The sequence below is a fragment of the Cupriavidus sp. DB3 genome (genome assembly GCF_020418465.1).
In the GTDB taxonomy this organism is placed as follows: domain Bacteria; phylum Pseudomonadota; class Gammaproteobacteria; order Burkholderiales; family Burkholderiaceae; genus Cupriavidus; species Cupriavidus cauae.
Window position 1 is genome coordinate 1,174,754 of the sequence record NZ_JAIZPL010000001.1, and the last position, 27,000, is coordinate 1,201,753.

The following is a 27,000-nucleotide window of genomic DNA, read 5'->3' on the forward strand; positions in this document are numbered from 1 at the left end:
CTGGATAACCCCGAGGGCTCGCGCGGCCTCAAGCACAGCCTGAAACAGCGCCACATGACGATGATCGCGCTCGGCGGCGTGATCGGTGCCGGACTGTTCGTCGGCAGCGGCGTCGTCATCAAGTCGGCCGGCCCGGCGGCCGTCCTGTCCTTCCTGCTGACCGGCATGCTGGTGGTGCTGGTGATGCGGATGCTCGGCGAGATGGCCTGCGCGCTGCCCACCGTCGGCTCCTTCTACGACTACGCGCGCGAAGCGTGGCACGGCAAACCCGAGGCCGGCGCGCTCGCCAGCTTCCTGACCGGCTGGATGTACTGGTACTTCTGGGTCATCGTGGTCGCGCTCGAGGCCGTGGCCGGCGCCGACCTGATCCGCTACTGGCTGCCCGACGTGCCCTCCTGGGCCATCAGCCTGGTGCTGCTGGTGATGCTGACGCTGACCAACCTGTTCTCGGTCAAGTCCTTCGGCGAGTTCGAGTTCTGGTTCGCCTCGATCAAGGTGGCCGCGATCGTCGTGTTCCTGTTCCTGGCCGGCCTGTTCGTGCTCGGCATGTGGCCCGATACCGCGCCCAGCGTCGCCAACCTGAGCGCGCACGGCGGCTTCGCGCCGAACGGCATCATGCCGGTACTGACCGGCGCCGTCGCGGCGACGGGCTTCTACTTCGGCGCGGAAATCGTGACCATCGCCGCGGCCGAGACCGCGGAGCCGCAGAAGGCGGTCGCCAAGGCCACCCACTCGGTGATCACGCGCGTGCTGGTGTTCTATGTCGGCTCGGTGCTGCTGGTGGTGTGCCTGGTGCCGTGGAACTCGCCCGGCATCGCCACGCCGTATGTCAGCGCGCTCGACGCCATGGGCATCCGCGGCGCGGCGCAGGTGATGAACGCGGTGGTGCTGACCGCGGTGCTGTCGGCGCTGAACTCGGGCCTGTACGCCTCGTCGCGGATGATCTTCGCGCTGACGCGCCGCGGCGATGCCCCGGCCGGACTGGCCAAGTTGAACCGCAACGGCGTGCCGGTCCGCGCGATCCTGTTCTCGACGCTGTTCGGCTATGCCGCGGTCGTGATGTCCTACGTCTCGCCCGACACGGTGTTCGCCTTTCTGGTCAATTCGTACGGCACGGTGGCGATCTTCGTCTACATCCTGATCGCGGTATCGCAGCTGCGGCTGCGCGCGCGGCTCGAACGCGAGGCGCCGCACAAGCTGCGCGTGCGCATGTGGATGTATCCGTATCTGACCTATGTGGCGATCCTGGGCATGACGGGCATCGTGGTGGCGATGGCCTTCATTCCGGACCAGCGCAAGCCGCTGCTGCTCGGCGTGGTCAGCCTCGGCATCCTGCTGCTGGTCTATCTGGTCCGTCGGCAGTACCGCCGCGGCGCGGAGCGGCGCGAGAGCGAGATCGACCCGCACCAGCAGCATCTGGGCGACATGCCCCGCGCCCACGCGGTACGGCGCTGATCCCGTCGTCCCCGCGTCCGCCGGGGACGACAAGCCCACCGGGCCGGCAGCCGCTGGCCCAATCGATTCCATCCAACTGGCCCTACAGCGCGTCCCGGCGCTTCCCTATGCTGGGAACGTGCAAAGGACCGGGTCCGCTGCCGCGCGGACCGCAACAACATCGAGGAGATTCAAGTGGAGTACGCAAGCAAGCAGGCCGGCACCGAAGCGACCGCGGCCGACAGCAACCTGTCCGGACAGCAGGCCGGTGGCGCCAGCGGCGGCGTCACCGCCGCCACGCTGCAGGCCTTCAGCGATGCCTGGAACCGCCACGACATCGACGCGCTGATGTCCTTCATGACCGACGACTGCGTGTTCCACGCGGTGGCGGGCGGCGAACTGTTCGGCCGCACCTTCAGCGGCCGCGAGGCGGTGCGCGAGGGCTTCCAGCTGGCCTGGCAGACCTTCCCGGACGCGGCCTGGCTCGACGGCGAGCATTTCGTCTGCGGCGACCGCGGCGTCAGCGAATCGACCTTCCGCGGCACCAAGGCCGACGGCTCGCGCATCGAGGCGCGCATGGTCGACGTGTTCACCTTCCGCGACGGCAAGATCGCGGTCAAGAACGCCTATCGCAAGGACCGTCCCGCGCGGGCGGCCGGTTCGCGCGGCTGATCGAACGCGTCGCAACAGGAGCGCAGCGATGGAAGCCATTGCCGATATCACCGCCATCGGGCGGGAGAACGGGACGCCCGGCCAGTCGGGCGGGCAGTCTGGTGGACACACCGGGTCCACGGGCCCTTCCCGGCCCTACGATCCCGCCTACGACCCGCTGGTCGCGCCGACGCCCGGCCAGGGCCGCGACTACGCCCCGACCTACTGGATCGGCACCGCCGGCGAGCCCCCGCCCGACGACGGTCCGATCACGCACGACGTCGACGTCGATGTCGCGATCATCGGCTCGGGCTTCACCGGGCTGACCTGCGCGATCTTCCTGGCGCAGGAACACGGCATCAAGGCGACCGTGCTCGAGGCCAACCGCGTCAGCTGGGGCTGCAGCACGCGCAACGGCGGGCAGGCGCAATGCGCCTCGGGCCGGCTCAAGCGCTCGCAATGGATCCAGCGCTACGGCCTGGACGCCGCGCTGCGGCTGCACGAGGAAGTGTGCGCCGGCATGGAGACCTTCAAGACGCTGATCCGCGATATCGACTGCGATCCGCAGCCGGGCGGCCATCTGTACATCGCGCATCGTCCGGAGGCGATGCCGGCGCTGGAGAAGGAAGCCAGGCTGCTGCGCGAGGTGTTCCACTACGACGCCCGCATTCTCGATGCCGATACCGTCAAGCGCGAATACGTCGACGACAAGGAGGCGGCCGGCGCGATGCACGAGCCTGAAGGCATCGGCATCCATGCCGGCAAGCTGGCCTTCGGCTATCTGCGCCGCGCCCGCGCGCTGGGCGCCACCGTGCATCCGTCGAGCCCGGTGCTCGACTGGACCACGCGCGACGGCGTGCACTACCTGCGTACGCCGGGCGGCATCGTGCGGGCGCGCGCGGTCGGCGTCGCCACCGGCGGCTACACCTCGCAGAGCCTGCATCCGCATCTGAAGAACCGGCTGTTCCCGATCCTGTCGAACTCGATCGTGACGCGGCCGCTGACGCCCGACGAAATCGCGGCCTGCAATTTCCGCACGACGCAGGTGATCACCGACACCCGCATCCTGCGCCACTACTACCGGCTGATGCCGGACGGCCGCCTGCAGATCGGCAGCCGCAGCGCGATCACCGGCACCGACGCGCCGCGGCCCCAATACGAGCAGAAGCTGGTCGACGACATGGTGCGCAAGTTCCCGGCGCTCAAGGGCATTCCGATCGACTACTCGTGGTGGGGCTGGGTCGACGTCAGCCACGACATGATGCCGCGCATCTTCCAGCCCGATCCCGCGCAGACCCTCTATTACGCAATGGGCTACGGCGGCAACGGCGTCATGTACTCGGCCCAGGCGGGCCGCCGCATGGCGGCGATGATCGCGGGCAAGAACCCGGGTCCGGAGCTGCCGATCTTCCGTTCGGCGCTGCCCTTCCCCAATGTGCGGGAGTGGGTCGAGTCGCCGGCGTTCGCACCGTTCCGGCGGCTGGGGCAGCGGTTCCTGTACCACTGGTATCACCTGAAGGACGACGTGCTGTAGCGCGGCTTGCGCTCTCTCCCGCCGTACATGCCGCGTGCGGGAGAGGGCGTCGAAGCACCGGCTTTCCCTCATATCCCCTCCCCGCCCCTTGCCCGATAATGCTCCCCGACCCCAACACAAGATGGAGCGCGAACGGCATGGCCACGGCGGGCAAGGGAAACACGTTCTGGAATCGGCTGCTGCAATTGCCCGCCGATTCGGGCCTGAGCCTGCAGGCCCAGCTGCGCCAGCAGATCGTTTCCGCGATCCTGTCGCGGCAATTGCCCGAAGGCAGCGCGCTGCCTTCGAGCCGCGAACTCGCCGCGACGCTGGGCATCGCGCGCAATACCGTGATCCTGGCCTTCCAGCAGCTGGTCGACGAGCACTTCCTCGAGACACGGCCGCGGCGCGGCTACTTCGTCGTCGAACAACTGCCGAGCGTGGCGCGGCCGCCGTCCGTGGGCAACGCCGGCACCGCGGGCACGCCGGCCAGCACGGACGGCGGTAGCGAATCCCCCGGCCCCGACTGGAGCGAACGGCTGCCCGACATCAGCGGGCTACGCGCGATCGTCAAGCCCAACGACTGGCAGAACTACCCCTACCCCTTCATCTATGGCCAGTTCGATCCGGCGCTGTTTCCGACCGCGGACTGGCGCGAATGCTCGCGCATGGCGCTGGCCGTGCTGGAGATCCGCGGCTGGGCCTCGGACCTGATCGACCGGGACGATCCGCTGCTGATCGAGCAGTTGCAGCGGCACGTGCTGCCGCGCCGCGGGGTCTGGGCCAATCCCGACGAGATCATGGTCACGCTGGGCGCCCAGCATGCGCTCTATCTGCTGGCCGATCTGCTGATGCGCGACGCGGTGGTCGGGCTGGAGGAGCCGGGCTACAGCGATGCGCGCGCGATCTTCGGCATGCGGGCACGCGAGGTCGTGCCGCTGCCGGTCGATGACTACGGCCTGCGTCCCGAGGGCGAGCTGGCGCGCTGCGACTATGCCTTCGTTACGCCGAGCTACCAGTGCCCGACCACGGTGACGATGCCGCTGGACCGGCGCGAGGCGCTGCTGGCCGAGGCGCACCGGCACGACGTGGTGCTGATCGAGGACGACTACGACACCGAGAATCCCGCGCTGACGCAGCCGATCCCCGCGCTGAAAAGCCTGGACCGCGAGGGCCGCGTGATCTATGTGGGCAGCCTGTCGAAGTCCTTCGTGCCCGGCATCCGGCTCGGCTATATCGTCGCGCCCAGCACGGTGATCCGCCAGGCGCGGGCGCTGCGGCGCTACATGCTGCGGCACCCGCCGGCCAACAACCAGCGTGCCACCGCCCTGTTCATCTCGCTGGGCCACCACGACGCGCTGCTGCGGCGCGTGGCGCCGATCTTCCAGCGCCGCGCGGCCGTGCTGCGCGACATGCTGGCGCGGCATCTGCCGCAATGCCGCGTACAGAATTCGCCGGGGGCGTCGTCCTTGTGGGTCGAAGGGCCGCCGGGACTCGACGCACGCAAGCTCGGCGATGTCGCGCTGCGGCATGGCGTGATCATCGAGCCGGGCGATGTGTTCTTTGCGGCCGACGGGCCATCTCCGCACTTCCGCCTGGGCTACACGGGGATTGCCGAGGAACGGATCGAGGAAGGCGTGCGGCTGCTGGCCCAGCTGATCGAGCACGAGCGGCGGCGCTGAGGCGCGGGGGGTTCCTGCGTTTCCCCTCGCCTTGCCTCTGCGGCGGGCTCCGCGCCCATCACTTCCCGACCCGTACCTAGGGCAAGTCCCGATGCCACGGCTCCCGGATTGTCCTCGCGGGGACAATCTGCGTCGTCACCGGCGTCTATGCTTTCTTCGGACCGCCCCCAAGCAGCAGCAACCGCAGCAACCGCAGCAACCGCAGCAACCGCTCGAGTTTGCGCCAGACCGGTGTCGAGGGGCAGGTCGCGCCCGTCCTGGCCGGACTCCACGACATCGAAGGAGACGACATGGCACCGACTTTGGCATTTCATTGGCACCGTATTGCCCTGACTGCGGTGACTGTGGCCGTGCTGGCCGCGTGCGGGGACAGCGACGACGATCACAAACCCCGGCCTTCGGCCAACGCCGCGCAGGCGTGCGCGGAGCTGGCCGGCAAGACCGTCGCCGGCGCGACCGTCACGGCGGCGGCGACCGTCGCGGCAAGCGGGCCGCAACCGCTCTTCTGCAAGGTCAACGCGACCATCGCGCCGCAACTGAACCTGGAGCTGCGGCTTCCGGATCGGTGGAACGGCAAGCTGTATTACGGTGGCGGCGGCGGTTACAACGGATCGATCCCGGGCATCGACGTGCCGACCAACCTGACCGCGCTGAAACAGGGCTACGCCACCGTCAACAGCGACTCCGGCCATACCGGCAACGGGCTGTCGGCCGACTTTGCCCTCGACGATCCGCACGCCGCCGCGCTCTTCGGCCATCAGTCGGTGCCGACGGTGATGTCCTCCGCGCGCGAGATGCTTCGGACCGCCTATGGCAAGGCACCGGAACGCTCCTACTTCGAGGGCTGCTCCAATGGCGGCCGCGAGGCACTGATGGCGGCGCAGCGCAATCCGGACCTGTTCGACGGCATCATCGCCCGCGCGCCGGCCTACAACTGGGTCGGCTTCATGGGCGCATTCAATCGCAATGCCAAGGCACTGGCCGCCCCGGGCGGCATGTTCACCACCGCAAAGACCAATCTGCTGGCGAAGGCGGTGCGCGATGCCTGCGATGCGCAGGATGGCATCACCGACGGCGTGGTATCGAATCCGCTGTCGTGCAGCTTCGATCCGGCGGTACTTCGCTGCTCCGGCGGCACGGAGGCGGGTGACGCCTGCCTGTCGGACGCGCAGCTGGCGGTGGTGCAGTCGTGGACCACGCCGGCGGTGTGGGCCAACGGCGCCTATTCCAATGCGGGCTGGGCACTGACCGGCAACGAGGACGATCCGGGCGCCTGGGGCCTATGGCTGACGGGCAACGGCAACCTGAACATGGCGCTGCAGTTCCTGTTCCAGGACACGACGGTCAAGAACTATCTGGCACGCGACCGCTCGCAGAACTCGCTGACCTATACCTGGGACAGCAATGTCGCCGCGCTGGCCAACCTGGCGAATCTGAACGACGCGACCAACATCGACCTGCGGCCATTGAAGAACAGCGACGCCAAGCTGATCCTCTGGCACGGCACCAACGACTCGGCGCTCAGCTTCAAGGCCACCAACGCCTATTACCAGGGGATGGTCGGCGCGGTCGGCGGTCAGGCATCGGCCGACGAGTTCGTGCGCTACTACCTGGCGCCTGGCGTCAATCATTGCGCCGGCGGACCGGGCGCGGATCAGACCGACCTGTTGGCGGCGCTCGATACCTGGGTCACCAGGGGCACCGCGCCGGGCACGCTGACGGCCACGAAGGAGACCAACGGCGCCACCGCGTTCTCGCGTCCGCTGTGCCGCTATCCGCAATATCCGCGCTATACGGGACCGGCAAACGACGCGGCGGCCGCGGCGCAGGCGTCGAACTACACCTGCACCGCGCCGTAAGTTCCGAGGCAACGCGGGCGCTACTGCACCGTAGCGCCCGCCTGGGTCCCGCCCGTCATCCCGCCCAACGCTGCCGCGGGATTCCAGGTAAAGAACCGCATCCATGCATCGAGCCAGCGCCCCTGCATGTCGGCGCCGATCTCCCAGGCGGTCTGCCCGTATCTGCTCGCCATTGCCAGCGCCGGCGCGGGCGCGGTGATCTGCTGCGCAAGGCGCTCGTCGGGGTCCCACTTCCAGATCCACGAGGTCCACTGGAAGCCGGCCTCCTCCATCAGCGCCCCATAGAAGCTCCAGCCGAGCGCGGCCAGCTTCAGGTAGTCGCGCGCCAGCATGGTGGAAGCATCGGGCACTTCGGTGACCGCGGGAATCGGCCGCTGCGAGGCCAACGACTCGCTGGTCACATCGGTCACATCGGTCACATCCGTGACATCGGTCATCGGATTCGCGCGTGGTGCTTTGCTCTTCATCGTCATGCCCCCTGGAAGTCGCCGGACGGCGGGGGAAAAAGAAGCCGAGCGTTACGCAAGATCGTTGCCAGCGGCGGCGTGCCGTTAGCGTCGTGCGGCGGCGTCGAGCACGGGCATGGAGCATTTACACGGCGTGTACGCGGGCCCATGCACGATCTTCCAGCGGTGCAAAGGCAGGCAAAACGACGTGATCGACAGCACGCGGGAATCGCGGCCGCCATCGGTGGCACGGTCGATGCGTGACACAAGCGAAACACGAAACACGACATGCGCCACACGCGCCGCGCCCCGATCCCGCCATGCATCCCCCTCTCTTCAACGGCCCCGAACACCAGCCCGAACGCTACCGGCAGCGCATGGTCGAGCTGCAGATCGCCGCACGCGGCATCCGCGACCCCGCGGTACTGGCGGCCATGCGCGCGGTGCCGCGCGAGCGCTTCGTGCCCGACGCGCTGCGGCAATCGGCCTACGACGATGCGCCGCTGTCGATCGGCTCCGGCCAGACCATCTCCCAGCCCTATATCGTCGCCCGCATGGTCGAGGCCGCGCGGTTGCATCCCGCCTCGCGCGTGCTGGAGATCGGCACCGGCTCGGGCTATGCGGCCGCGGTGATGGCGCGCATCGCGGCCCACGTCATCACGCTGGAACGCTGGCGGCGGCTGGCCGAACGTGCCAGCGACGTGCTGCGCGCGCTCGGCTTCGATAACGTCGAGATCCACCTGGCCGACGGCACCGCCGGCTGGGAAGCGGGCGCGCCTTACGACGCCATCGTTTCCGCCGCGGCCAGCCCCGACATCCCCGCCGCGTGGCTGGCGCAGCTTGCGCCGGGCGGCACGCTCGTGATGCCGCATGGCCATCCCGGCCACGCGCAGCGGCTGCTGCGCATCGGCAAGCGTGCGGACGGCACGTTGGAGCGCGAGGACCTCGCCGGCGTGGCCTTCGTGCCGCTGGTCGCGCGCACGGCCGAGGAAGCGGGCAACGAGAATGCCGGCGATTGAGGACCATCGACTCCAGCATCATCGAATCGAGAACCCCGCATCGATCTACGACCATCGATCTACGACCATCGATCGGGGACCATCGACGGAAAACCATCGACGAAGTCCCGGAGGACCGACATGACCAGCGCACTGCACGATCCCATCACCGGCCAGGTGCTCGCCGATACCGATATCGTCGAATGCATCGCCGAGGCGGCCGAGCGTCTTCCCGCCATCGACGATCCAGGATTCGCCGCGGTGGTGGACCGGTTTGCCGACTGCCGCGTGGTATTGCTCGGCGAATCGACGCACGGCACCGCGCAGTTCTACGATGCGCGCGCGGCCTTCACGCGACGGCTGATCGAGCGGCACGGCTTTCGCATCGTGGCGGTCGAGGCAGACTGGCCGGATGCTGCCGCGATCGACCGCTATGTCCGCCAGCTGCCCGCGGCCGAACATCAGGAACCGCCGTTCCGGCGCTTCCCGACCTGGATGTGGCGCAATACCTCGGTGGAGGCGCTGGTCGAATGGATGCGCGGCTACAACGCCGATCGCGCGCCGGACCAGCGCGCAGGCTTTTTCGGCCTCGACATCTACAGCCTGGGCAGCTCGATCTCGACTGTGCTGGGCTATCTGAACCGCGTCGATCCCGACGGCGCGCGCGAGGCGCGCGAACGCTACGGCTGCCTGCTGCCGTGGCGCGAGGACCCGTCGCGCTACGGCGGCGCGGTGCTGAGCGGCCGGGCGCGCGATTGCGAGGACGAAGTCATCGCCCAGCTGCAGGCGCTGCTCGAGCGGCAGCTCGACTACGCGATGCGCGGGCGCGAGCCCTTCTTCGACGCCGCGCAGAACGCGCATCTGGTGGCCTCTGCCGAGCAGTACTACCGGCTGATGTACTACGGCGGGCCTGAAAGCTGGAACCTGCGCGACACCCATATGTTCGACACGCTGACGCGGCTGCTGGACACCTATGCGCCGGGCGCGAAGGCGGTGGTATGGGCGCACAACTCGCATATCGGCGATGCGGATGCGACGGCGATGGGCCGCGACCATGGCGAGATCAATATCGGCCGGCTGTGCCGCGCGCGCTTCGGCGAGGAGGCGGCGCTGATCGGCTTTTCGACGTCGCGCGGCACCGTGGCGGCGGCGTCCGACTGGGACGGGCCGATGCAGGTGATGGACGTCGTGCCCGCGCGCGCCGACAGCTACGAGGCGCTGTTCCAGCGCACCGGCATTGACCGCTGCTTCATCGACCTGCGCGAAGGCGTCCACGAGCAGGCGCGCGCGCTGCTGACGGTGCCGCGCCAGGAACGCTTCATCGGCGTGGTCTACCGGCCCGACACCGAGTTCGCCAGCCACTATGCGTTCGCCTGCCTGCCGCAGCAGTTCGATGCGCTGGCATGGTTCGACCGCAGCGACGCCGTCAAGGCCTTGCGCACCGCGGCGCGTACCGGCATGCCGGACACCTACCCATTCGGCCTGTAGTCCGGCTCGGAGCGACGTCGGCGCCCGGTGCGGGGGCGCGGCTTAGAATGCGGCACCGGGCTTGCAATGCAATACATTGCCTCGCATGGCCCGAACCGACCGACCCGCCAGAGAGACCCCGGTGCGCTACGAATTGACGGACCTACGGCTGTTCCAGGCCATCGCCGAATCGCAAAGCCTGTCCGGCGGCGCCGCCGCCATCCATATCACCGCATCGGCGGCCAGCTATCGGCTCAAGAACCTCGAGCTGGCGCTGGGCACGCCGTTGTTCGTGCGCGCGGCACGCGGCATGGAGCTGACCGCAGCCGGCACCGCGCTGCTCGGCCACGTGCGCGAACTGCTGCGCGGCCTGGAGCGGATGCACGGCGAGCTGGGGCGGTTTTCCGCGGGGTTGAAGGGCAATATCCGCCTGATCGCCAACAGCAGTTCGCTGAACGGCTTCATTCTGCCGAGCGTCGGCCGCTTCCTGAATGCCCATCCCGAGGTCAATATCGACCTGGAGGAACGGGCCAGCCGCGAGATCGCGGCCGCCATCGCCGCGGGCGAGGCCGACGTTGGCGTGCTCGCCGGCGAGGTCGAGACGCAGGGCGTGCGCTGGATGCCGTACGCGGTCGACGAGCTGATCCTGGCCGTGCCGGCCGACCATCCGCTGACGCGCGAGGCGCAGGCGCAACCCGGCGGCGTGCGCTTCGGCGCGGCGCTGGAGCACGACTTCGTCTGCCCGGGCCGCGATACCAGCAATGTCGTGTTCCTGCGCGATACCGCGCACCGGCTGGGGCGCTCGCCCAATGTCCGCCTGCATGCGCCGACCTTCGACGCGGTGCTGGCGCTGGTCGAGGCGGGCGTGGGGCTGGCGCTGGTGCCGCGCAGCGTCGCCGCGGCCTCGCTGCGCGACGGCCGCGTGGTCGGGGTACGTCTCGCCGAAGAGTGGGCGCGCCGCCAGCTGAATCTGGTGCTGCCGGCAGCGGGCAAGCTGCCCGCCTTCGCCGAGGCCTTTGCCGAGTTCCTGCTGGGCGATCCGCACGTCGCCGCGACGCGCGACGCGCTGCCGTGACCGGGCCCGGCCGTACCGTTGAATTGCCGCGAACGGTGGCTTGAAGACATTCGACTGGTTGGCCGAGGGGCGCAAAAATATACTGCTCCGCGATCGAATCGACGCGGAGACCCCATGCTGCACAAGGCCCTGTCCGGCATCAAGGTGCTGGACCTGTCCCGAATCCTGGCCGGGCCCTGGTGTACCCAGAATCTGGCCGACCTCGGTGCCGAGGTCACCAAGATCGAGCATCCCGAGCGCGGCGACGATACGCGCGGCTGGGGCCCGCCCTACCTGCAATCGGCCGACGGCGGCGAGCGGATGTCCGCCTACTTCGCCTGCTGCAACCGCGGCAAGCGCTCGCTGGCGATCGACTTCACCACCCCGGAAGGCAAGGCCGCCACCCTGGCGCTGGCCGACGAGGCCGACGTGCTGGTCGAGAACTTCAAGGCCGGCACGCTGCGGCGTTACGGGCTTGACTATGCGAGCCTGCAGGCGCGCAATCCGCGGCTGGTCTACCTGTCGATCACCGGCTTCGGCCAGAGCGGCCCGATGGCCGACAAGCCAGGCTACGACTACGTGTTCCAGGGCATGGGCGGCCTGATGAGCTATACCGGCCAGCCGGACGGCGAGCCCGGCGAGGGACCGCTGCGCACCGGCGTCGCGGTGGTGGACCTGAGCACCGGCATGTATGCGACCTCGGCGGTGCTGGCCGCGCTGTTCCAGCGCCAGGCCAGCGGCGTGGGCCAGCATCTGGACATCGCGCTGCTCGATGTCGCGGTCGCGCTCAATGCGAATCAGGGCGCCAACTATCTGTTCTCCGGGCGCAATCCGCCGCGCAGCGGCAACGCGCATCCGAACTGCGCGCCCTACGAGGTGTTCCGCTGCGCCGACGGACATCTGATCCTGGCAATCGGCAACGATGCGCAGTTCGCGCGCTTCTGCGAGGTGGCCGGCCTCTCCGACCTGCCGGCCGATGCTCGGTATCGCACCAACAGCGCGCGCATCGCCAATCTGCCGGCGTTGCGGGCATTGCTGGCGCAGGTATTCGCGACCCGCTCGCGCCAGCAGTGGACCGATGCCTTCGATGCGGCCGGCGTGCCATGGGGGCCGATCCACTCGATCGAGGAGGTGTTCGCGCATCCGCAGGTCCGGCATCGCGGCCTGCTGCAACACGCCGAGCATCCGACGCTCGGCCGCATTCCGATGGTGCGCAATCCGATGCTGCCCGACTCGCCCGCCGCCGCGCTCGCTCCCCCGCCGCTGTTGGGCGAGCACGGCGCCTGATGCTTTGCCATACGAGCGCCCACGACCGGCCACGAACACCTGCGGACACCGACGAAGAACCACGAACAACCACCAAGACCACGCAGACCACGAAGACCACGAAGACCACGAGGAGACACCCTTGAAACATCCGCATCGCGCCGCCGTGCGCAAGTCCCGCCAGCTGATCGCCGCGGTGGCCGCCACCGCCGCCACCGCCGCCACGGCCGCCATCGCCACCATCGCAAATCCCGCGCATGCCGACAGCTATCCGAGCAAGCCGATCAAGCTGATCGTCCCTTACGCGGCCGGCGGGACCACCGACATCCTGGCCCGCATCATCGGCACCAAAATGGGCGCCATCCTGGCGCAACCGGTGGTCGTCGAAAACCGCCCGGGCGCCGGCGGCGCGGTCGGCAGCGCCTATGCGGCCAAGCAGCCGGCCGACGGCTACACGCTGGTGATGGAGGTCGAGAGCTCGCACGCCGTCAATCCCAACGTCTACGTGAAGACGCCGTACGACCCGGTCAAGGACTTCGCGCCGATCAGCAACCTCGCCGACGTGCCCAATGTGCTGGTGGTCAATCCGTCGTTCCCGGCCACCGACCTCGCATCCTTCATCAAGCTGCTGAAGGCGAATCCCGGCAAGTACTCGTTCGGCTCTTCGGGCAATGGCGGCCTGAGCCATATGAACGGCGAGCTGTTCATGAGCGAGACCGGCACGCGCATGCTGCATGTTCCGTACAAGGGCCTGGGGCCGGCGCTGAACGATGCGGTGGCGGGGCAGATCCAGGTGGTGTTCGACAATATCCCGTCTTCGTCGGGCCTGATCCAGGGCAAGCGCCTGAAGCCGCTGGCGGTGGCCGCCAGGCAGCGCCTGAAGCTGCTGCCCGATGTGCCGACCTACGCGGAAGCGGGCCTGCCGGCGATGAACAATCCGTCGTGGTTCGGCCTCGGCGCGCCCGCCGGCACGCCCGACGCGATCCTGGACAAGCTCAACGACGCGGTGCGCCAGGCGCTGGCCGATCCCGAGGTCATCGCCGCGATCGAGAAGCAGGGTGCGATTCCGGCGTGGACCTCGCGCAAGGCCTTCGCCGACCTGATCCGCAACCAAAACCAGCACTGGAAGCGCGTCGTCGACAAGATCCAGTTCGCCAAACTGCAGTGAGGACTTCATGAGCGCTCCCGCCAATCCGCCGACGACTACGCCCGCCTATACGCCGACCAATACGCCGACAAATACGCCGACAAATACGCCGACCGATGGGCCCACCAATCCGCCGGCCAATCCCTCCGGCGATACGAACGCCCATCCGGGCCGCCACGCCGCCGTCGCCATCGACGAGCGCGGCATTGCCACCCTGACCATCAGCAACGCCGGCTCGCTCAACATCCTCGGCACGCCGGTGATCGCCGCGCTGACCGACGCGGTACGCGGGCTCGCCGCCGATCCGCAGGTGCGCGTGCTGATCCTGCGCGGCACCGGCGACAAGGGCTTCATCGGCGGCGCGGACATCAAGGAGATGGTCGCGCTGACGCGGGACTCCGCCGAACGCTTCATCGGCGGCCTGCGCGAACTGTGCGATGCCGTGCGCCACTGCCCGGTGCCGGTGATCGCGCGCATGCCGGGCTGGTGCCTGGGCGGCGGACTGGAGCTGGCGCTGGCGTGCGATCTGCGGATCGCCGCCGACAACGCCAACCTCGGCATGCCCGAAGTCAAGGTCGGCATTCCGTCGGTGATCCACGCCGCGCTGATGCCGCGCCTGATCGGCAATGCCCGCACGGCATGGATGCTGCTGACCGGCGAGCTGTGCGACGCCGCGCAGGCGCTGTCGTGGGGCCTGGTCCATCGCGTGGTGCCGCTGGCCGAGCTCGACGCCGAAGTCGAGCGGGTCGCGCAACTGCTGGCCGGCTTCGGCCCGACGGTGGTACGCCAGCAGAAGCGGCTGCTGCGCGAATGGGAAGAGCAACCGGTCGATACGGCGATCGCCAACAGCGTCGCCGAATTCGGCAGCGCCTTCGATACCGGCGAGCCGCAGCGCTATATGGCGGAATTCGTCAATCGCAAGCGATCCTGATACTGCCATCCGCTTGAATTGCCTCGAATTACCTCGAATTGCCTTGAAACGCCGGCCTGTCCGGCGTTTTTTTATTACCGTTGTTTGCAATCCGGGATTCCAAAAAATCGTACAATGCGGCGCCTTTTATTCGTCGGGCATGCTTGAAACGAATCAATAAAAATCCAGGGGCAATTCCACTGATGACCAAGGTTCTCTCGCTCACTCTGCTTTCCACCTGCGCCGCGGCGCTGATCGCCGGCTGCGCCGGCAGCAACGTCAACGGCCTCGTCGATGCCGGCGGCTCGCTGTTCAAGGCGGCCACGCTGTCGGACGCGGACGTCAAGACGCTGTCGGAACAGGCCTGCGCCGAATCGGACAAGGAAAACAAGATCGCGCCGGCCAACAGCCCGTACACCAAGCGCCTGACCGCGATCATGGCCGGCCTGAAGGACAGCGGCGTGCCGGTCCAGGCCAAGGTCTACCTGACCAAGGACGTCAACGCCTGGGCGATGGCCAACGGCTGCGTGCGCGTCTACAGCGGCCTGATGGACATGATGAACAACGACGAGGTGCGCGGCGTGCTGGGCCATGAGATCGGCCACGTGGCGCTGGGCCACAGCAAGAGCCAGATGCAGGTGGCCTATACCGCCGTCGCCGCGCGCGGCGCGCTCGCCGCCAGCGCCAACGGCACCGTGGCCGCGCTGTCGCAGTCGCAGCTGGGCGACCTGTCGGAGAAGCTGATCAACGCGCAGTTCTCGCAGGCGCAGGAAACGGCCGCCGACGATTACTCGTTCGATCTGCTGACGAAGAACAAGGCCAACCGCCAGGGGCTGGTGACGGCCTTCGAGAAGCTCGCCAAGCTCGATGGCGGCAAGTCGGGCATGTTCGATTCGCACCCGGGTTCGGCCGATCGCGCCAAACGCTTGCAGAGCCGTCTGGCCAAGGGCAGCTGAGGCGCCGCGGGTCCTCGTTTGACCTGAAGGGCCGTTGGGGCGAAGCGCTTTGGCGCTTCGCCCTTGTCATATCTGCGCGATTCAATGTCTTCATGGACACGGGCCGGCCGGTAATAAGGACTTTTTATGGCGTAGGGGCTTTCACAGCGCAGGGGCTTTCAATGCGGCTTTTTTGCAACGTGATTTTCACCGTACTTATAGGTGTCATAAAAGCAAGCGAAGATCGCCCCCGTTTGCGCCGGCAGGGGTTCACGGGTCGAACCCGCGCCACGCTGCCGGCGACAGACTCTGTCTTCCATCACCAGTCAAAAGAGAACACACCGTGAAGAAAGCCCTCCTCGCGCTGGCCGCGACCGCTGCCACCGCCGCCTCAGGCGCAGCGTTCGCCCAAACCAACGTCACACTGTACGGTATCGTCGATGCCGGCATCGAAGTCATCAGCAATGCCCCGAGCGACGGCGGCGGCGACACCGCCGTGCGCATGAACTCGGGCAACCTGTCGGGCTCGCGCTGGGGTCTGCGCGGCACCGAGGACCTGGGCGGCGGCCTGAAGGGCCTGTTCGTGCTGGAAAGCGGCTTCGATATCGACACCGGCCGGTCGGCCCAGGGTGGCCGCCTGTTCGGCCGCGCCGCCTACGTCGGCCTGCAAGGCAACTTCGGCACCATCTCGCTGGGTCGCCAGCAGAACGCGCTGTACGACCTGTTCGGCGCCTTCGACCCGATGGGCGTCGGTCCGCGCTACTCGCTGAACAGCGTCGACTCGGCCTTCAACGGCCGCGCCGACAACAACATCAAGTACACCGGCAAGTTCGGCGGCCTGACCGCGACCGGCTTCTACAGCTTCGGCCGCGACAACAACGGCGAAGTCCCGGGCGAAACCAAGGTGGCGCGCCAGTTCGGTGGTGGCCTGTCGTACGCGGCGGGCGGCTTCTCGGTCGGCACGGCCTATGACCAGTACCAGGGCGCCACCGTCGCGCTGCAGGACCGCGCGGCAAAGCGCCTGGCGGTCGGTACCGCCTACGAGTTCGGCGCCGCCAAGGTGTTCGCCGGCTATCGCTGGATGCGCGACGAGGGCGTGGGCAGCGCCACCGCCACCAGCGTCCGCAGCAACCTGTACTGGGCCGGCGCTCGCTACAAGTTCACCCCGGCCTTCAGCCTGACCGGCGCGGCCTACTACGAAGACACCAAGAACACCGGTGCCGATCCGTGGATGTTCGTGCTGTCCGCCGACTACTCGCTGTCCAAGCGCACCGACGTCTATATGAACGTTGGCTACGTGCGCAACAAGGACGGTTCGGACCTGGGCCTGAACGGCGCGGGTACCGCCCAGGCCGGCGAGAACCAGACCGGCGTGACCATCGGCATGCGTCACCGCTTCTAAGCGAAGCCTCCGAAGGCCCGCCACGCGGGCACGCGGCGGCGCCAGGGCACTCGCGCGCCGCCGCGCGAACGATCATATCGACCTTGTCTTCTTCATGGGTGCAAGGACGTTGGGCCGGTAGGACTACCGGCCCCTTTTTATTTCGCCCCTCATTGGCGGCCCTCATTGGCGCCCTCCTTGGCCCCATCGAATGCCGTACCGCGGCATGGCTTGAAGATTTTTGATGGTGTCGCACAAACCGGCGCCGGCACGGCGACCCGATCGCGCGCTAGCATCGGGGCTTTCGTTGTTCCGTGTCCCCGCGCATTGCCCCATGACGTTTGTCGTAACTGATGCCTGCATCCAGTGCCGCTATACCGATTGCGTCGAGGTCTGCCCGATGTCGTGTTTCCACGAAGGGCCGAATTTCCTCGTGATCGATCCCGACGAATGCATCGATTGCTCGATGTGCGTGCCCGAATGCCCGGTCGGCGCCATTTATTCCGAAGAGAATCTTCCCGAAGACCAGCGGCATTTCGTTGGGATCAATGCCGAATTGGCCCGCAAGACCGAATGGAAACGGCTGACGCATGCCAAGGGGCCGTTGCCGGAGCATGAGGCCTGGGCCCGGGTCCAGGGCAAGCTCGACAAGCTGATCCGCGATTGAAGCATCGCGCTCGGCCGTAACGGGAAATCACGGCAAAAAAAAGATGGGCCCGCAGGCCCATCTTTACCGTGGCGGTTGGCGGATCGCAAACCGGACCGCTGACCGGTTCGCCAACCGGGACGCCTAATCAGCAGCGGCCCTTCTTCGCCTGTCCCGGCGGGCAGTGGTACGGGCCGGGGCCCGGGTCCACCACGACCGCGCCGGGCGTCACCACCGCACCGTGCGGGGTATAGACAGCGCAGCCGCCGAGCAGCGTGCCGGCGCCGATCAGCAGCGCGCAAATTCCCTTCATTGCCTTCATTGCGTTTTCCTGGTTTTTCGTTGGGGGTTCATTGCATCAGAACTGGAAGTTTGCCGTCGCATCGGTCGCCGACACGTCGCGGTCGGTGCTCAGCGTGGCGCCAGTAATCGATGTCGCCGTGACAGTGTACTTGCCCGCGGCCGCCGTGTCGGCAGCGAGGGCGATCGGCAGCGTCGGCTGATACGTTCCCACCAGCGGCGCGGCGGCCGGCACGTTCAGCTGATAGGCGCCGGTATCGAAGTTCGCATTGGCGACGGCCACTTCGATCGGCGAGCCGGCGACGGTCTGCTTCGCCTGCACGAAGGCCTGCGCGGATGCGGGCAGCACCGAGCCGGTGATCCGGCGCATCGGCGAGGCCGGCAGCGTGATCGGCGCCGCCGAGGTCGAGACCGTGGTGGTGGTCTGCGCGGTGACCGGCACGTTCTGGATCACGCCGGTGGCACGATCGTTCTGCACGACCACCACGCTGTAGTTGCCGGCATCGCTGCTGCGCAATAGCGGCGACAGCGTGAAGGCGCCATTGCTGTCTGCCAGCGTGCCCTTGATGGTCACGCCATTCTGCTGCGCGTAGACGGTCGCGCCTGCCTGTGCCGGCGAGACATAGCCCTGGATCGCGCCGCTGACCACCAGCGGCACCGCGGTCACCACCGGCTTGAGCGCATAGGAGCCGTTGCCGCGCTGCACGATCGAGCGGCACGCATCGAAGTCGAGCACCAGGTCGACCAGCGTGTCGGGCTGCACGGTAAACGGACGGATGATCTTGTACCCGCTCTGCGTCGCGCTCGGCGTATCGAGCGGCTGTTCGGCGCCGCCCGTGGGCACCACCGAGTTGGCGAGGGAATTGCCGGTATTGCGATCGAGCACCAGGCGGATCTGCTGGTATTGGCCGGCCGGCAGCACGGTCTGCCCCAGCTTGGTCAGGGTGCCGTTCTGCAGCGACAGCAGGTCGATGCGGCGGGACGGATTGACGTCGATCTCGGCCCAGCCGCCGGTGCCGTCTTCGGCGTTGGCGCTGGTATGGACGCGGATCTTGTCGACGGTGACGAAGACATGATCGAAACCGCAGGCGGGCGCGTCCGTCATCGATACGCTCAGCGTACCCTTGCCGCCGCCATCGTCATCACCGCCGCCACCGCAGGCGGCCAGGATTGCGGCAGACGCGGCCACGCCGAATGCCAGCCCCCGGTACTTGAAATTGGTTCTCATTTCCCTCTCCTTGACTTCCTTATTGGGAATCTTGAGCATAATTTCCGATCGCTCCGGAAAGGCGTGACATATTGTAAGAGCTGAAACACGGCGCGCTTTTTGCGAACTCCATTGCGTTTTCGAACCACCGGAATTAACGGAGCGATTACCGCAATTGGCGCGCGGAGTCCGGAGCTCCGCGTTCAAGAGATCGGAACCAGAGTTCGAACCCTGAAGCTCAGAACGCATACGACAGCGATATCCCCGCAAATGCATTGCGCCCCGCCGCGGGCTCGAAATATCGCCCATTGCCATCGTTGACGATCACCGAACCCGCATAGCGGCGGTCGAACAGATTGTCGACGCGCGCAAAGGCATTGACCGTCCAGCGGCCGAATGGCGTCGCATAGCCCGCCTGGATGCCGGTCACGACATAGCCCGGCGCGCGGTCGCTGTTGCGGTCGTCGACCGGCACCGCGCTCAGATAACGTAGATCGATGCCGGCGCGCCAGCCGCGCGGCGGCGCCCAGCCCAGCGAGCCATAGAACGCGTGGCGCGCGGTGCCGGGCAGGCGGTTGCCGGCGACGATGCCGGGCGGCACGGTGTCGCGAAAGGTCGCATCCAGAAAGCTGTACGCGAGTTGCGCCTGCCAATGACGGTGCAGCACGCCGCTCCAGCCCAGTTCCACGCCCTGGCGCAGCGTGCGGCCGGCATTGCGATAGCTCGCGCGGCCGCCGCTGCTGGTCGCGGTGACGATCTCCTGGTCGGTACGGGTCTGGAACAGCGCAGCCGTCAGCAGGCCGCCGGCGAGCTTCTGCTTGGCGCCGACTTCCACCGACGTGCTGGTGGCCGGCCGCAACGCAAAATTGAGGCCCGCCGCGCCATCGGGCCGATACGAGATCTCGTTCAGCGTCGGCGTCTCGAAGCCGCGTCCTGCGGTGGCATACAGATTCAGCGATTCGCCGACGCGATAGCGCAGCGCGCCCACGGGCAGCCATTTGTCGTAGCGCACCGAGCCGCTGTCGTCGCCATTCGCGCCGACGATATAGCGGTCGCTCGACGAGAAGCGCACGGTGCTGTGGCGCAGGCCCGCTTCGACGGTCAAGCGCGGCGTGAGGCCCAGCGACGCCTGCAGATACTGATCGAAGTTCCACACCGTATTGCGTTCGTCGCGCCGCAGCCGGCCCTGTTCGCCGAGCACGGGCTGCCCCGAGCCGCCGATGAAATTCTCGTAGCCGCGGCGCGCTTCCTCCATCGTGTCGTAGGCGAGCCCCGCAATCAGCGTCAGCGGCATGTGGCCGATCCGAGCATGGTGCGTCCAGCGCAGGTCGGCGCCGCCGTAGTCGCGCGCCAGATCGATGACACCACCCGCCGACAGCGGGCTGCGCTGCGCCGCCGGCGGGATCGACAGGAACTGGCGCGTCTCGCGCCGGCCGTAGTAGATCATCGCCATCAGCGTGTTGTCGGCGTCGATCCGACGCTCATGGCGCAGCCCGCCCTGCGCCTGCTGCACGGTCTTGCGCGTATGGAACTGTTCGGCCAGCGGCGCCGAGCGCGGCGCGCTCTCGAACTGCGCGCGTGTCAGCCCGAGCGGGTCCTGCGCGCTCAGGTCGACCGCATTGGCGACCAGCGTCCAGCCGCTGTCGGCATCGGGACGCCACGTCAGCCGCGCATTGCCGAGGTTCTTGCGCGCGGCGCTGTGGTCCCGATATCCCTCGGTGGTGAAGCGCGATGCGCTGACCAGATAGTCCAGGCCCGGCTCCCCCTCGGCCGGCGCGCCACTGGCCTTCAGGCCATGGCGCCAGGTGCCGTAGCTGCCGGCGCCGAAGCTGCCTTCGAGCAGTGGCGGACGCGCGCCGGGTTCGGTCCAGACCTGGATCACGCCGCCCGATGCGTTGCCGTACAGCGCCGATGCGGGGCCGCGCAATACCTCGACGCGGTCGATCGAGGCGATATTGATGTTCGAGGTCTGCCCCTGCCCGTCCGGCATCGTGGCGGGAATGCCGTCGACATAGAGGCGCAGCCCGCGCACGCCGAAGCTCGAACGCGCGCCGAAGCCCCGGATCGACAACTGCAGGTCCTGTGCATAGTTGTGCCGGTCCTTGACCAGCAGGCCCGGCACGCCGCCAAGCCCTTCGCTCAGATTGATCTGCGGCCGGCCCTCGCGCAGCGCGCTGCCAGCCACCACATCGGCCGATGCGGGCGTATCGAACACCGAGGCGTCGATGCGCGTGGCCGTCACGACCACCGGCGCCAGCGCCGGCTGCGCGTCCGGCTCCGGCACGGCGGGCGCTTGCTGTGCGCCGGCCCATCCCGACAGCGGCAGCAGCATGGCCGCCGCCCACCCCGTTCCACCGCTCCTCATCGACGCTTCGCCGTCATTGCCGTCACGCGCCAGACCACGTTGCCGACATCGTCGGTTACCAGCAGCCCGCCGCGGCGATCGTCCTTGACGTCGACCGGGCGGCCATGGGCGCGCTCCTCGCCGTCGAGAAAGCCGGTCAGCACATCGATCGGCTCGCCGTTCGGCATGCCGCCGCGGAACGGCACGAAGATCACCTTGTAGCCGCTCTTTGGCTTGCGGTTCCAGGAGCCATGCTGGCCGACGAACAGTCCCTCGCGGAACGGCGCGGGCCAGTGCAGTCCGTCCGCGAACGTGATGCCGAGCGAGGCGGTATGCGGACCCAGCGCATAGTCGGGCACCAGCGCGGTGGCCACCAGCTCGGGCCGCTGCGGCTGGACGCGCGTATCGACGTGCTGGCCCCAATAGCTGTAGGGCCAGCCGTAAAAGCCGCCATCCCGCACCGACGTGATGTAGTCCGGCACCAGGTCGCTGCCGATCTCGTCGCGCTCGTTGACCGCGGTCCACAGCTTGCCGGTGACCGGTTCCCACGCCAGGCCGTTCGGATTGCGCAGGCCCGTTGCATACAGCCGCATCTTGCCGCTGGCGCGATCGAGCTCCCAGATCGCGGCCCGGCCCTGCTCGATCTCCATGCCCTTCTCGGCGACGTTGCTGTTCGAGCCGACCGTGATGTACAGCTTGCGGCCGTCGTGGCTGGCGATCACGTTCTTGGTCCAGTGATGGTTGATGCCGGCGGGCAGGTCCACCACCTTGACGCCCGGCTCGTCGATCCGGTCGGCGCCGGGACGATAGCGGAAGCGGACCAGCGCGTCGGCATTGGCGACATAGAAGTCGTTGCCGACCAGCACCATGCCGAACGGCGAGTTCAGGCCCTGCAGGAAGACCGAGCGCTTGTCGGCGACGCCGTCCCGATCGGTGTCGCGCAGCAGCGTGATGCGGTTGGCGCTGGGCGTGCCGGCACCGGCGCGCTTCATCACCATCTTCATGACCCAGTCGCGGATGCCCTTGCCCGATTCCGGCTTGGGCGGCGCGTTCGACTCCGCGACCAGCACGTCGCCGTTGGGCAGCACATAGAGCCAGCGCGGATGATCGAGCCCGTCGGCAAACGCCGTCACCGCGAGCCCGGGCGCGGGCGTCGGCCGCGCCCCTGCCGGCCAGCCGATCGCCGGCGCGATGTCCACGGTCGGCAGCAGGGTCTTGTTCGGCGGCGGCAGGGTCGGCGACGGACCGGTGCCCTGCGCCACCGTCAGCGTGGCGCGGTCCCCCATGCCCAGCAGGAAGCAGCCGCCAACCAGCAGCATGACGGCACCCATCACGATGACAAGGCGAACCTTCCTCATGACGCACTCCTCGATGGTTTGCGACCTGACAGGTCTTGCGACAAGTATCGGCGCGAATGCCGCCGCTGCCAGCGGTGGCAAACCCGGTTCTGTGCATTCTAAGGCACCGCTGTCCGTCGTCCCCGTGGACGCGCCCCCCCAACGCGCGGACCCGGCGTCCTGCCGCCGCCCCCGGGGCCATCGGCCACGACTTCGGGGGCGCGACCGATGCAGCGGCGGATGTCGATTTGGCTCGAAGCCGTTCGACAACAGGACAGGAGCCGCCGCCCTGGCACACCGGCCACGCCGGGTCCACCCCATGCGGCGGGTTCGAAACCGAACCGACAAGGAGCACATCATGAGCATCAGCAAGGACGAGCAGACCATCGCGCAGATGATGGAAGACTGGGCCCGCGCGCTGGAACGGCGCGACGCCGCCGCCATGACGGCGAACTATGCGCCCGACGTGGCGCTGTTCGACGTCAAGCCGCCCTATGCGCTGCAAGGTGTCGACGCATATCGCGCCACCTGGGAGGCGTGCTTTCCGTATCTGCCCCGGCGCTTCCGCTCCGAACGCAAGGACATCGCGCTGACCGTCGGCGCCGATCTCGCGTTCTGCCACTGCCTGAGCCGCATCGCGCCGGTGGACGAGCCCGACCATCCGGCCGGCGGCACCTGGATCCGCATCACGGTCTGCTTCCAGAAGCGCGATGGGCGCTGGCTGGTGGTGCACGAGCATGGCTCGCTGCCGTTCGATCCGATGACCGAGAAGGTCGTCTATATCGGGGATACGGAGGCGGAGACGGCCTGAACGACCATCCGAGCGCATTTACCGGACGGCTTGACAAGGGGAGTACGAAGCATAAAATTGCACGACGTTCAAAATTAAGCGACGTGCAAATGGAAGCCACGCCTCGGCGAACCGCCCATCGAACTGCCCAGACTCCGTTCGACCCGCCCACCGCCGCCCCGCCTCCCGCGGGGCGGCGTCAGCGCAAGCGCAATCAGACGCTCGACCATCTGGCGGCCACCGCCTTCGACCTGTTCGAGACGCATGGCTACGACGCGGTGACGATGGAGCAGATCGCCGCGCAGGCCGACGTGGCCAAGGGCACGCTGTACAACCACTTCCCGGTCAAGGAGGCGCTGCTGGCCCACCAGTTCCACGGCGAGCTGGCCGCGGGACTGCAGCAGTTGCGAGGGGCGCTCGACGGCCTCGGCAGCTTCCAGGCGCGGCTGTGCTATCTGCTGTCTGCCTCGGCCGACTGGTGCGAGGCGCGCCGCGGTTACCTGCCGCACTATCTGCGTTTCCGCTTTCTCGATCTAGGCCCGGGGCGCTTCGGGCAGAGTGCCGGCGGCAACAGCGACGGCAACGGCAGCGGCGAAGCAGCCCCAGGGCGCAGCGGCATGGACCTCGCCTTCGATGCGCTGATGGCGGCGGCCCAGCAGAGCGGCGAGCTGCGGCGCGACCTGCCGTCGGGGCAGCTCGCCACGCTGTTCCATCATCTGTACCTGGGCGCGCTGATGCGCTGGCTCGCGGCGCCCGCCGGCGACCTGCGCGCCGAGTTCGCGGCCATCGTCGACCTGTTCTTCCACGGCGCGGCACGCGCGGCCGAGCCGGAGCGCGCACCATGAGCGCCCTGCTGCTCGACTGGCCGGCCGCCGCGGTGCAAGGGCCGGCCGCCGCCGGCGGCAAGGGCTGGCAGCTGGCGCTGATGGCGCAGCTCGGCGTGCCGGTGCCCGACGGCTTCGTGATCCATGCCGACGCGAGCCGCGGCCGGCGCGCCGGCGATCCGGTGCCCCAGGCCCTGCGCGACGCGCTCGCGCGCGAACTGGCGGTGCGGGATTGGGAAACCACGCCGCTCGCGGTCCGCTCGTCGGCCCCGCAGGAGGATTCGGCGCAGGCCTCGTTCGCCGGCATTCACCTGTCACGGCTGAACGTGACCGGCGTGGATGCCGTGGCCGAGGCGGTGCAGGCGGCCTGGGATTCGGTGTGGGAGCCGGCGGCGGTCGCCTATCGGCAACGCCTCGGTCTCGACCGGCAAGGACACCAACCGGCGATGGCGGTGGTCGTGATGCCGCTGCTGCCGGCGGTGGCGGCCGGCATCGCCTTCACCTGCGACCCGCTGTCCGGCCGCGACGATCAGTTGCTGATCCACGCGCATTGGGGCCTGGGCGAAGCGCTGGTCGGCGGACAGGCCGATGGCGACGAATATCGGCTGCAGAGCAACGAAAGCACCGATGGCGACGATGCGCTGCGCGTGATCGCGCGCCGCCTCGGCGGCAAGCAGCGCATGACGCGGGTCCTGTCCGGCGGCGGCACCACGGTGATCGACACGCCCGCGCAGCAGGCCGCCGAGGCGGTACTGTCCGACGCGCAGGCCATCGCGCTCGGCGGGCTGTCGCGCGATGCCGCCAGCGCGCTGGACTTCGCCAATCCCCGCTATGACATCGAATGGGTCTGGGACGGCGAGCGCTTCTGGATCGTGCAGGCCAGGCCCGTCACCGCGCGTGCGCGGCACACCTATCCGGCGCTGCGCGAGCAGCCGCGCTACTGGTCGCGCGGCAATACCCGCGAGATCATGCCCGACCCGCTGTCCGCGCTCGACTGGCACGGCTGCCGCACGATGGCCAACCGGATGCTGACGCTGGGCTTTTCGCTGTCCGGCTATCCGATCCTGCCCGGCACCGAGCACGCGGCGCTGTTCGACGGCCGCCTGTATCTCGACGTGTCGCTGATGCAGTGGGAGTGCTACGACGCGCTGGGCGTGCGTCCCGACGCCGTCAACGGCCTGCTCGGCGGCACGCAGCCGGAGATCGCGGTGCCGCCTCCCAGCGCGCGCGACCGCCTCGCCCGCGGCCTGCGCATGCTGCGCTATCTGGCGCGCTCACCGCGGCAACGACGCCTGGGCGAAGCGGCGCTGGCGCGCGCCGCCGAGCAGACGCGCCAGTGGCGCCAGCAGGCGCTGCCGGCCGATCGCGGCGCGCTGGCCCGGCTGCTGCGCGAGCAGTTCCGCACCGTGGCGCAGGCCGATCCGCTGTTCTTCCTGCAGGGCTCGGCCGGCGGCACGCTCGCCGGGCTGGTCGATCTGGTCGAGAAGTACTGCCCCGGCGAGGGCTATGCGGTGACCGCGGCGCTGATGGCCGGGGGCGAGCCGAGCGTCACCGCGCAGCAGGGCTATGCGCTGATCGCGTTGGCCGAGACCGCCGCGGCGGATGCCGAAGCGCTGGCGTGGCTGCGCAGTCCGCAGCGGATCGGCGCGCAGTGGGAGCAACGGCTGCCCGCGCATAGTCCCTTTCGCCGCGCGTTCGCCGAATTCCTGGAGCGCTACGGCCATCGCGCCACCGCGGAAAGCTATGTGCGGCAGCCGCGCTGGCGCGAGGCGCCCGACTATCTGCTCGACACCGTGCTTGGCATGATCGGCAGCGACGCCCACGCGGTGCGGCAGCGCCAGCGCGATGCCGCGCGCCAGGCGTGGCAGCGTCTGCGCGCCGCGATACCGCCGTTGGCTCGCCCCGCGATGCTGCCGCTGCTGCGGCGGATGGTGCGGGTCGCGACGCGCGAGTGCAATCAGCGCGAGGCCGCGCGCAGCGCGTTGATGCGGTATCTCGAAGTGGTGCGGCGCACCGCGCTGGCGCTAGGCGCGCAGTTGACCCGTGCGGGTGCGAACGCTGACGAGGGCAGCAACGAGGACGACAAGGAGAACGGCAACGACGCCGGCTTGAAGCGGGCCGACGATGTGTTCCATCTGACCGCGTTCGAATTGCTCGCGGCCGCGGAAGGCCGGATGCCGCTGCAGCACGCCGCCCGGCGCGCGGCGCGGCGCGCCGAAACGCTGGCGCGTCAGGCCGGGCAGACCGAGCCTGCGGTGATCGTCGAGCAGCCGGGCGCATTGCCGGCGGTGTTCCCCTCGTCGGAACCGAGCGCCGCGTCGGTGGCAGATGCCGCCGCCGGGCGCTGGTCCGGCACGCCGGTCGGCGCCGGGCAGGCGCAGGGACCCGCTTGCGTCGCACGCAGCCCGCAACAGGCGACGGCGATGGCCAATGGCGACATCCTGGTGGCGCCCAGCACCGATCCGGCCTGGACGCCGCTGTTCCTGCGCGCCGGCGGCCTCGTGATGGAGACCGGCGGCTACCTGTCGCATGGCGCGATCGTCGCGCGCGAGTTCGGCATTCCGGCCGTGGTCAATCTGCCCGGCATCCTGTCGCAATTGGCCGACGGCGACACGCTGGCGGTGGACGGCAATCGCGGCACCGTCCAGCGGGTGGCCACAAATCGGGTGGCCGCCGGCTAGCGGCCCGAACTGTCGAAGCCCGAGTTGTCGACGCCCGAGTTGTCGAAGGCCGAGTTGTCGAAGCCCGAGCCGTCGAAACCCGAGCCGTCGAAATCCGAGCCGTCGAAATCCGAGCCGTCGAAACCCAA

The 27,000-nt window shown here is 68.5% G+C and carries 23 protein-coding genes; 17 read left to right on the forward strand and 6 right to left on the reverse strand.

The features are described from left to right. The first annotated feature begins 54 nt into the window (after positions 1-54). From K7G19_RS05130 to K7G19_RS05150, 5 genes are all read left to right on the forward strand, one after another. On the forward strand, positions 55-1,455 hold the full coding sequence (locus tag K7G19_RS05130) for an amino acid permease (protein WP_226106340.1): 1,401 nt from the start codon (positions 55-57) through the stop codon (positions 1,453-1,455). Between the two features lie 228 nt (positions 1,456-1,683). Beyond that, positions 1,684-2,106: a nuclear transport factor 2 family protein gene (locus K7G19_RS05135; protein ID WP_226106342.1), complete on the forward strand. Its 423-nt coding sequence runs from the start codon at positions 1,684-1,686 to the stop codon at positions 2,104-2,106. Positions 2,107-2,134: 28 nt separating this feature from the next. Further along, a complete protein-coding gene (locus K7G19_RS05140) occupies positions 2,135-3,619 on the forward strand; it encodes an FAD-binding oxidoreductase (RefSeq protein ID WP_223819502.1) in 1,485 nt (494 codons plus the stop codon). 137 nt (positions 3,620-3,756) lie between these two features. Next, positions 3,757-5,280, forward strand: coding sequence for a PLP-dependent aminotransferase family protein (locus K7G19_RS05145; protein WP_226106126.1), 1,524 nt, complete (start codon positions 3,757-3,759; stop codon positions 5,278-5,280). Between the two features lie 290 nt (positions 5,281-5,570). Further along, positions 5,571-7,139, forward strand: a complete 1,569-nt coding sequence (locus K7G19_RS05150) for a tannase/feruloyl esterase family alpha/beta hydrolase (protein WP_226106129.1) — start codon at positions 5,571-5,573, stop codon at positions 7,137-7,139. Positions 7,140-7,159: 20 nt separating this feature from the next. On the opposite strand, the gene K7G19_RS05155 is transcribed toward K7G19_RS05150, so the two are convergent. Then, entirely contained in the window at positions 7,160-7,576 is a 417-nt protein-coding gene (locus tag K7G19_RS05155; RefSeq protein WP_226106131.1) for a hypothetical protein, read from the reverse strand. A gap of 329 nt (positions 7,577-7,905) precedes the next feature. Here K7G19_RS05155 and K7G19_RS05160 point away from each other — a divergent pair, with 329 nt between their 5' ends. The 9 genes from K7G19_RS05160 (at position 7,906) to fdxA (ending at position 17,410) form a co-directional block, all read left to right on the forward strand. Then, positions 7,906-8,604, forward strand: coding sequence for a protein-L-isoaspartate(D-aspartate) O-methyltransferase (locus K7G19_RS05160; protein ID WP_226106133.1), 699 nt, complete (start codon positions 7,906-7,908; stop codon positions 8,602-8,604). A gap of 120 nt (positions 8,605-8,724) precedes the next feature. Continuing rightward, on the forward strand, positions 8,725-10,071 hold the full coding sequence (locus K7G19_RS05165) for an erythromycin esterase family protein (protein ID WP_226106135.1): 1,347 nt from the start codon (positions 8,725-8,727) through the stop codon (positions 10,069-10,071). A gap of 121 nt (positions 10,072-10,192) precedes the next feature. Next, the gene (locus K7G19_RS05170) at positions 10,193-11,125 is read left to right on the forward strand and encodes a LysR family transcriptional regulator (protein WP_150082542.1); all 933 of its coding nucleotides are present in this window, start codon (positions 10,193-10,195) and stop codon (positions 11,123-11,125) included. Between the two features lie 114 nt (positions 11,126-11,239). Further along, the gene (locus K7G19_RS05175; protein ID WP_226106137.1) at positions 11,240-12,391 is read left to right on the forward strand and encodes a CaiB/BaiF CoA-transferase family protein; all 1,152 of its coding nucleotides are present in this window, start codon (positions 11,240-11,242) and stop codon (positions 12,389-12,391) included. 175 nt (positions 12,392-12,566) lie between these two features. Next, positions 12,567-13,538, forward strand: coding sequence for a tripartite tricarboxylate transporter substrate binding protein (locus K7G19_RS05180; RefSeq protein ID WP_226106344.1), 972 nt, complete (start codon positions 12,567-12,569; stop codon positions 13,536-13,538). Positions 13,539-13,545: 7 nt separating this feature from the next. Next, complete coding sequence (locus K7G19_RS05185; protein ID WP_226106138.1) at positions 13,546-14,448, forward strand: enoyl-CoA hydratase; 903 nt, start codon at positions 13,546-13,548, stop codon at positions 14,446-14,448. A gap of 182 nt (positions 14,449-14,630) precedes the next feature. Further along, the gene (locus tag K7G19_RS05190; protein ID WP_226106139.1) at positions 14,631-15,383 is read left to right on the forward strand and encodes a M48 family metallopeptidase; all 753 of its coding nucleotides are present in this window, start codon (positions 14,631-14,633) and stop codon (positions 15,381-15,383) included. A 322-nt stretch (positions 15,384-15,705) separates the two neighbouring features. After that, positions 15,706-16,764: a porin gene (locus K7G19_RS05195; protein ID WP_150082486.1), complete on the forward strand. Its 1,059-nt coding sequence runs from the start codon at positions 15,706-15,708 to the stop codon at positions 16,762-16,764. A 313-nt stretch (positions 16,765-17,077) separates the two neighbouring features. Further along, positions 17,078-17,410: a ferredoxin FdxA gene (fdxA, locus tag K7G19_RS05200; RefSeq protein WP_226106345.1), complete on the forward strand. Its 333-nt coding sequence runs from the start codon at positions 17,078-17,080 to the stop codon at positions 17,408-17,410. A 127-nt stretch (positions 17,411-17,537) separates the two neighbouring features. On the opposite strand, the gene K7G19_RS05205 is transcribed toward fdxA, so the two are convergent. The 4 genes from K7G19_RS05205 to K7G19_RS05220 all read right to left on the reverse strand — a co-directional run bounded on the left by K7G19_RS05205 (position 17,538) and on the right by K7G19_RS05220 (position 22,598). After that, the gene (locus tag K7G19_RS05205) at positions 17,538-17,711 is read right to left on the reverse strand and encodes a hypothetical protein (protein WP_174105085.1); all 174 of its coding nucleotides are present in this window, start codon (positions 17,709-17,711) and stop codon (positions 17,538-17,540) included. 36 nt (positions 17,712-17,747) lie between these two features. Next, a complete protein-coding gene (locus K7G19_RS05210; RefSeq protein ID WP_149316273.1) occupies positions 17,748-18,917 on the reverse strand; it encodes a DUF4382 domain-containing protein in 1,170 nt (389 codons plus the stop codon). A gap of 217 nt (positions 18,918-19,134) precedes the next feature. Further along, positions 19,135-21,228 carry a TonB-dependent receptor gene (locus K7G19_RS05215; protein ID WP_226106140.1) on the reverse strand — a complete coding sequence of 698 codons (2,094 nt, stop codon included), beginning with the start codon at positions 21,226-21,228 and terminating at the stop codon, positions 19,135-19,137. Positions 21,229-21,257: 29 nt separating this feature from the next. Beyond that, on the reverse strand, positions 21,258-22,598 hold the full coding sequence (locus K7G19_RS05220; protein WP_150082485.1) for a sorbosone dehydrogenase family protein: 1,341 nt from the start codon (positions 22,596-22,598) through the stop codon (positions 21,258-21,260). A gap of 337 nt (positions 22,599-22,935) precedes the next feature. Between K7G19_RS05220 and K7G19_RS05225 the strand changes: the two genes are divergently transcribed. The 3 genes from K7G19_RS05225 to K7G19_RS05235 all read left to right on the forward strand — a co-directional run bounded on the left by K7G19_RS05225 (position 22,936) and on the right by K7G19_RS05235 (position 26,872). Further along, positions 22,936-23,388, forward strand: coding sequence for an SgcJ/EcaC family oxidoreductase (locus tag K7G19_RS05225; protein WP_187829070.1), 453 nt, complete (start codon positions 22,936-22,938; stop codon positions 23,386-23,388). Positions 23,389-23,477: 89 nt separating this feature from the next. Beyond that, positions 23,478-24,212 (forward strand): TetR/AcrR family transcriptional regulator, encoded by a 735-nt coding sequence (locus K7G19_RS05230; RefSeq protein WP_226106141.1) that lies wholly within the window; start codon positions 23,478-23,480, stop codon positions 24,210-24,212. After that, entirely contained in the window at positions 24,209-26,872 is a 2,664-nt protein-coding gene (locus K7G19_RS05235) for a PEP/pyruvate-binding domain-containing protein (RefSeq protein WP_226106142.1), read from the forward strand. Before K7G19_RS05230 ends, K7G19_RS05235 begins: the two co-directional genes overlap by 4 nt. On the opposite strand, the gene K7G19_RS24890 is transcribed toward K7G19_RS05235, so the two are convergent. Further along, a complete protein-coding gene (locus tag K7G19_RS24890; protein ID WP_255650641.1) occupies positions 26,869-27,000 on the reverse strand; it encodes a hypothetical protein in 132 nt (43 codons plus the stop codon). The genes K7G19_RS05235 and K7G19_RS24890 overlap by 4 nt on opposite strands.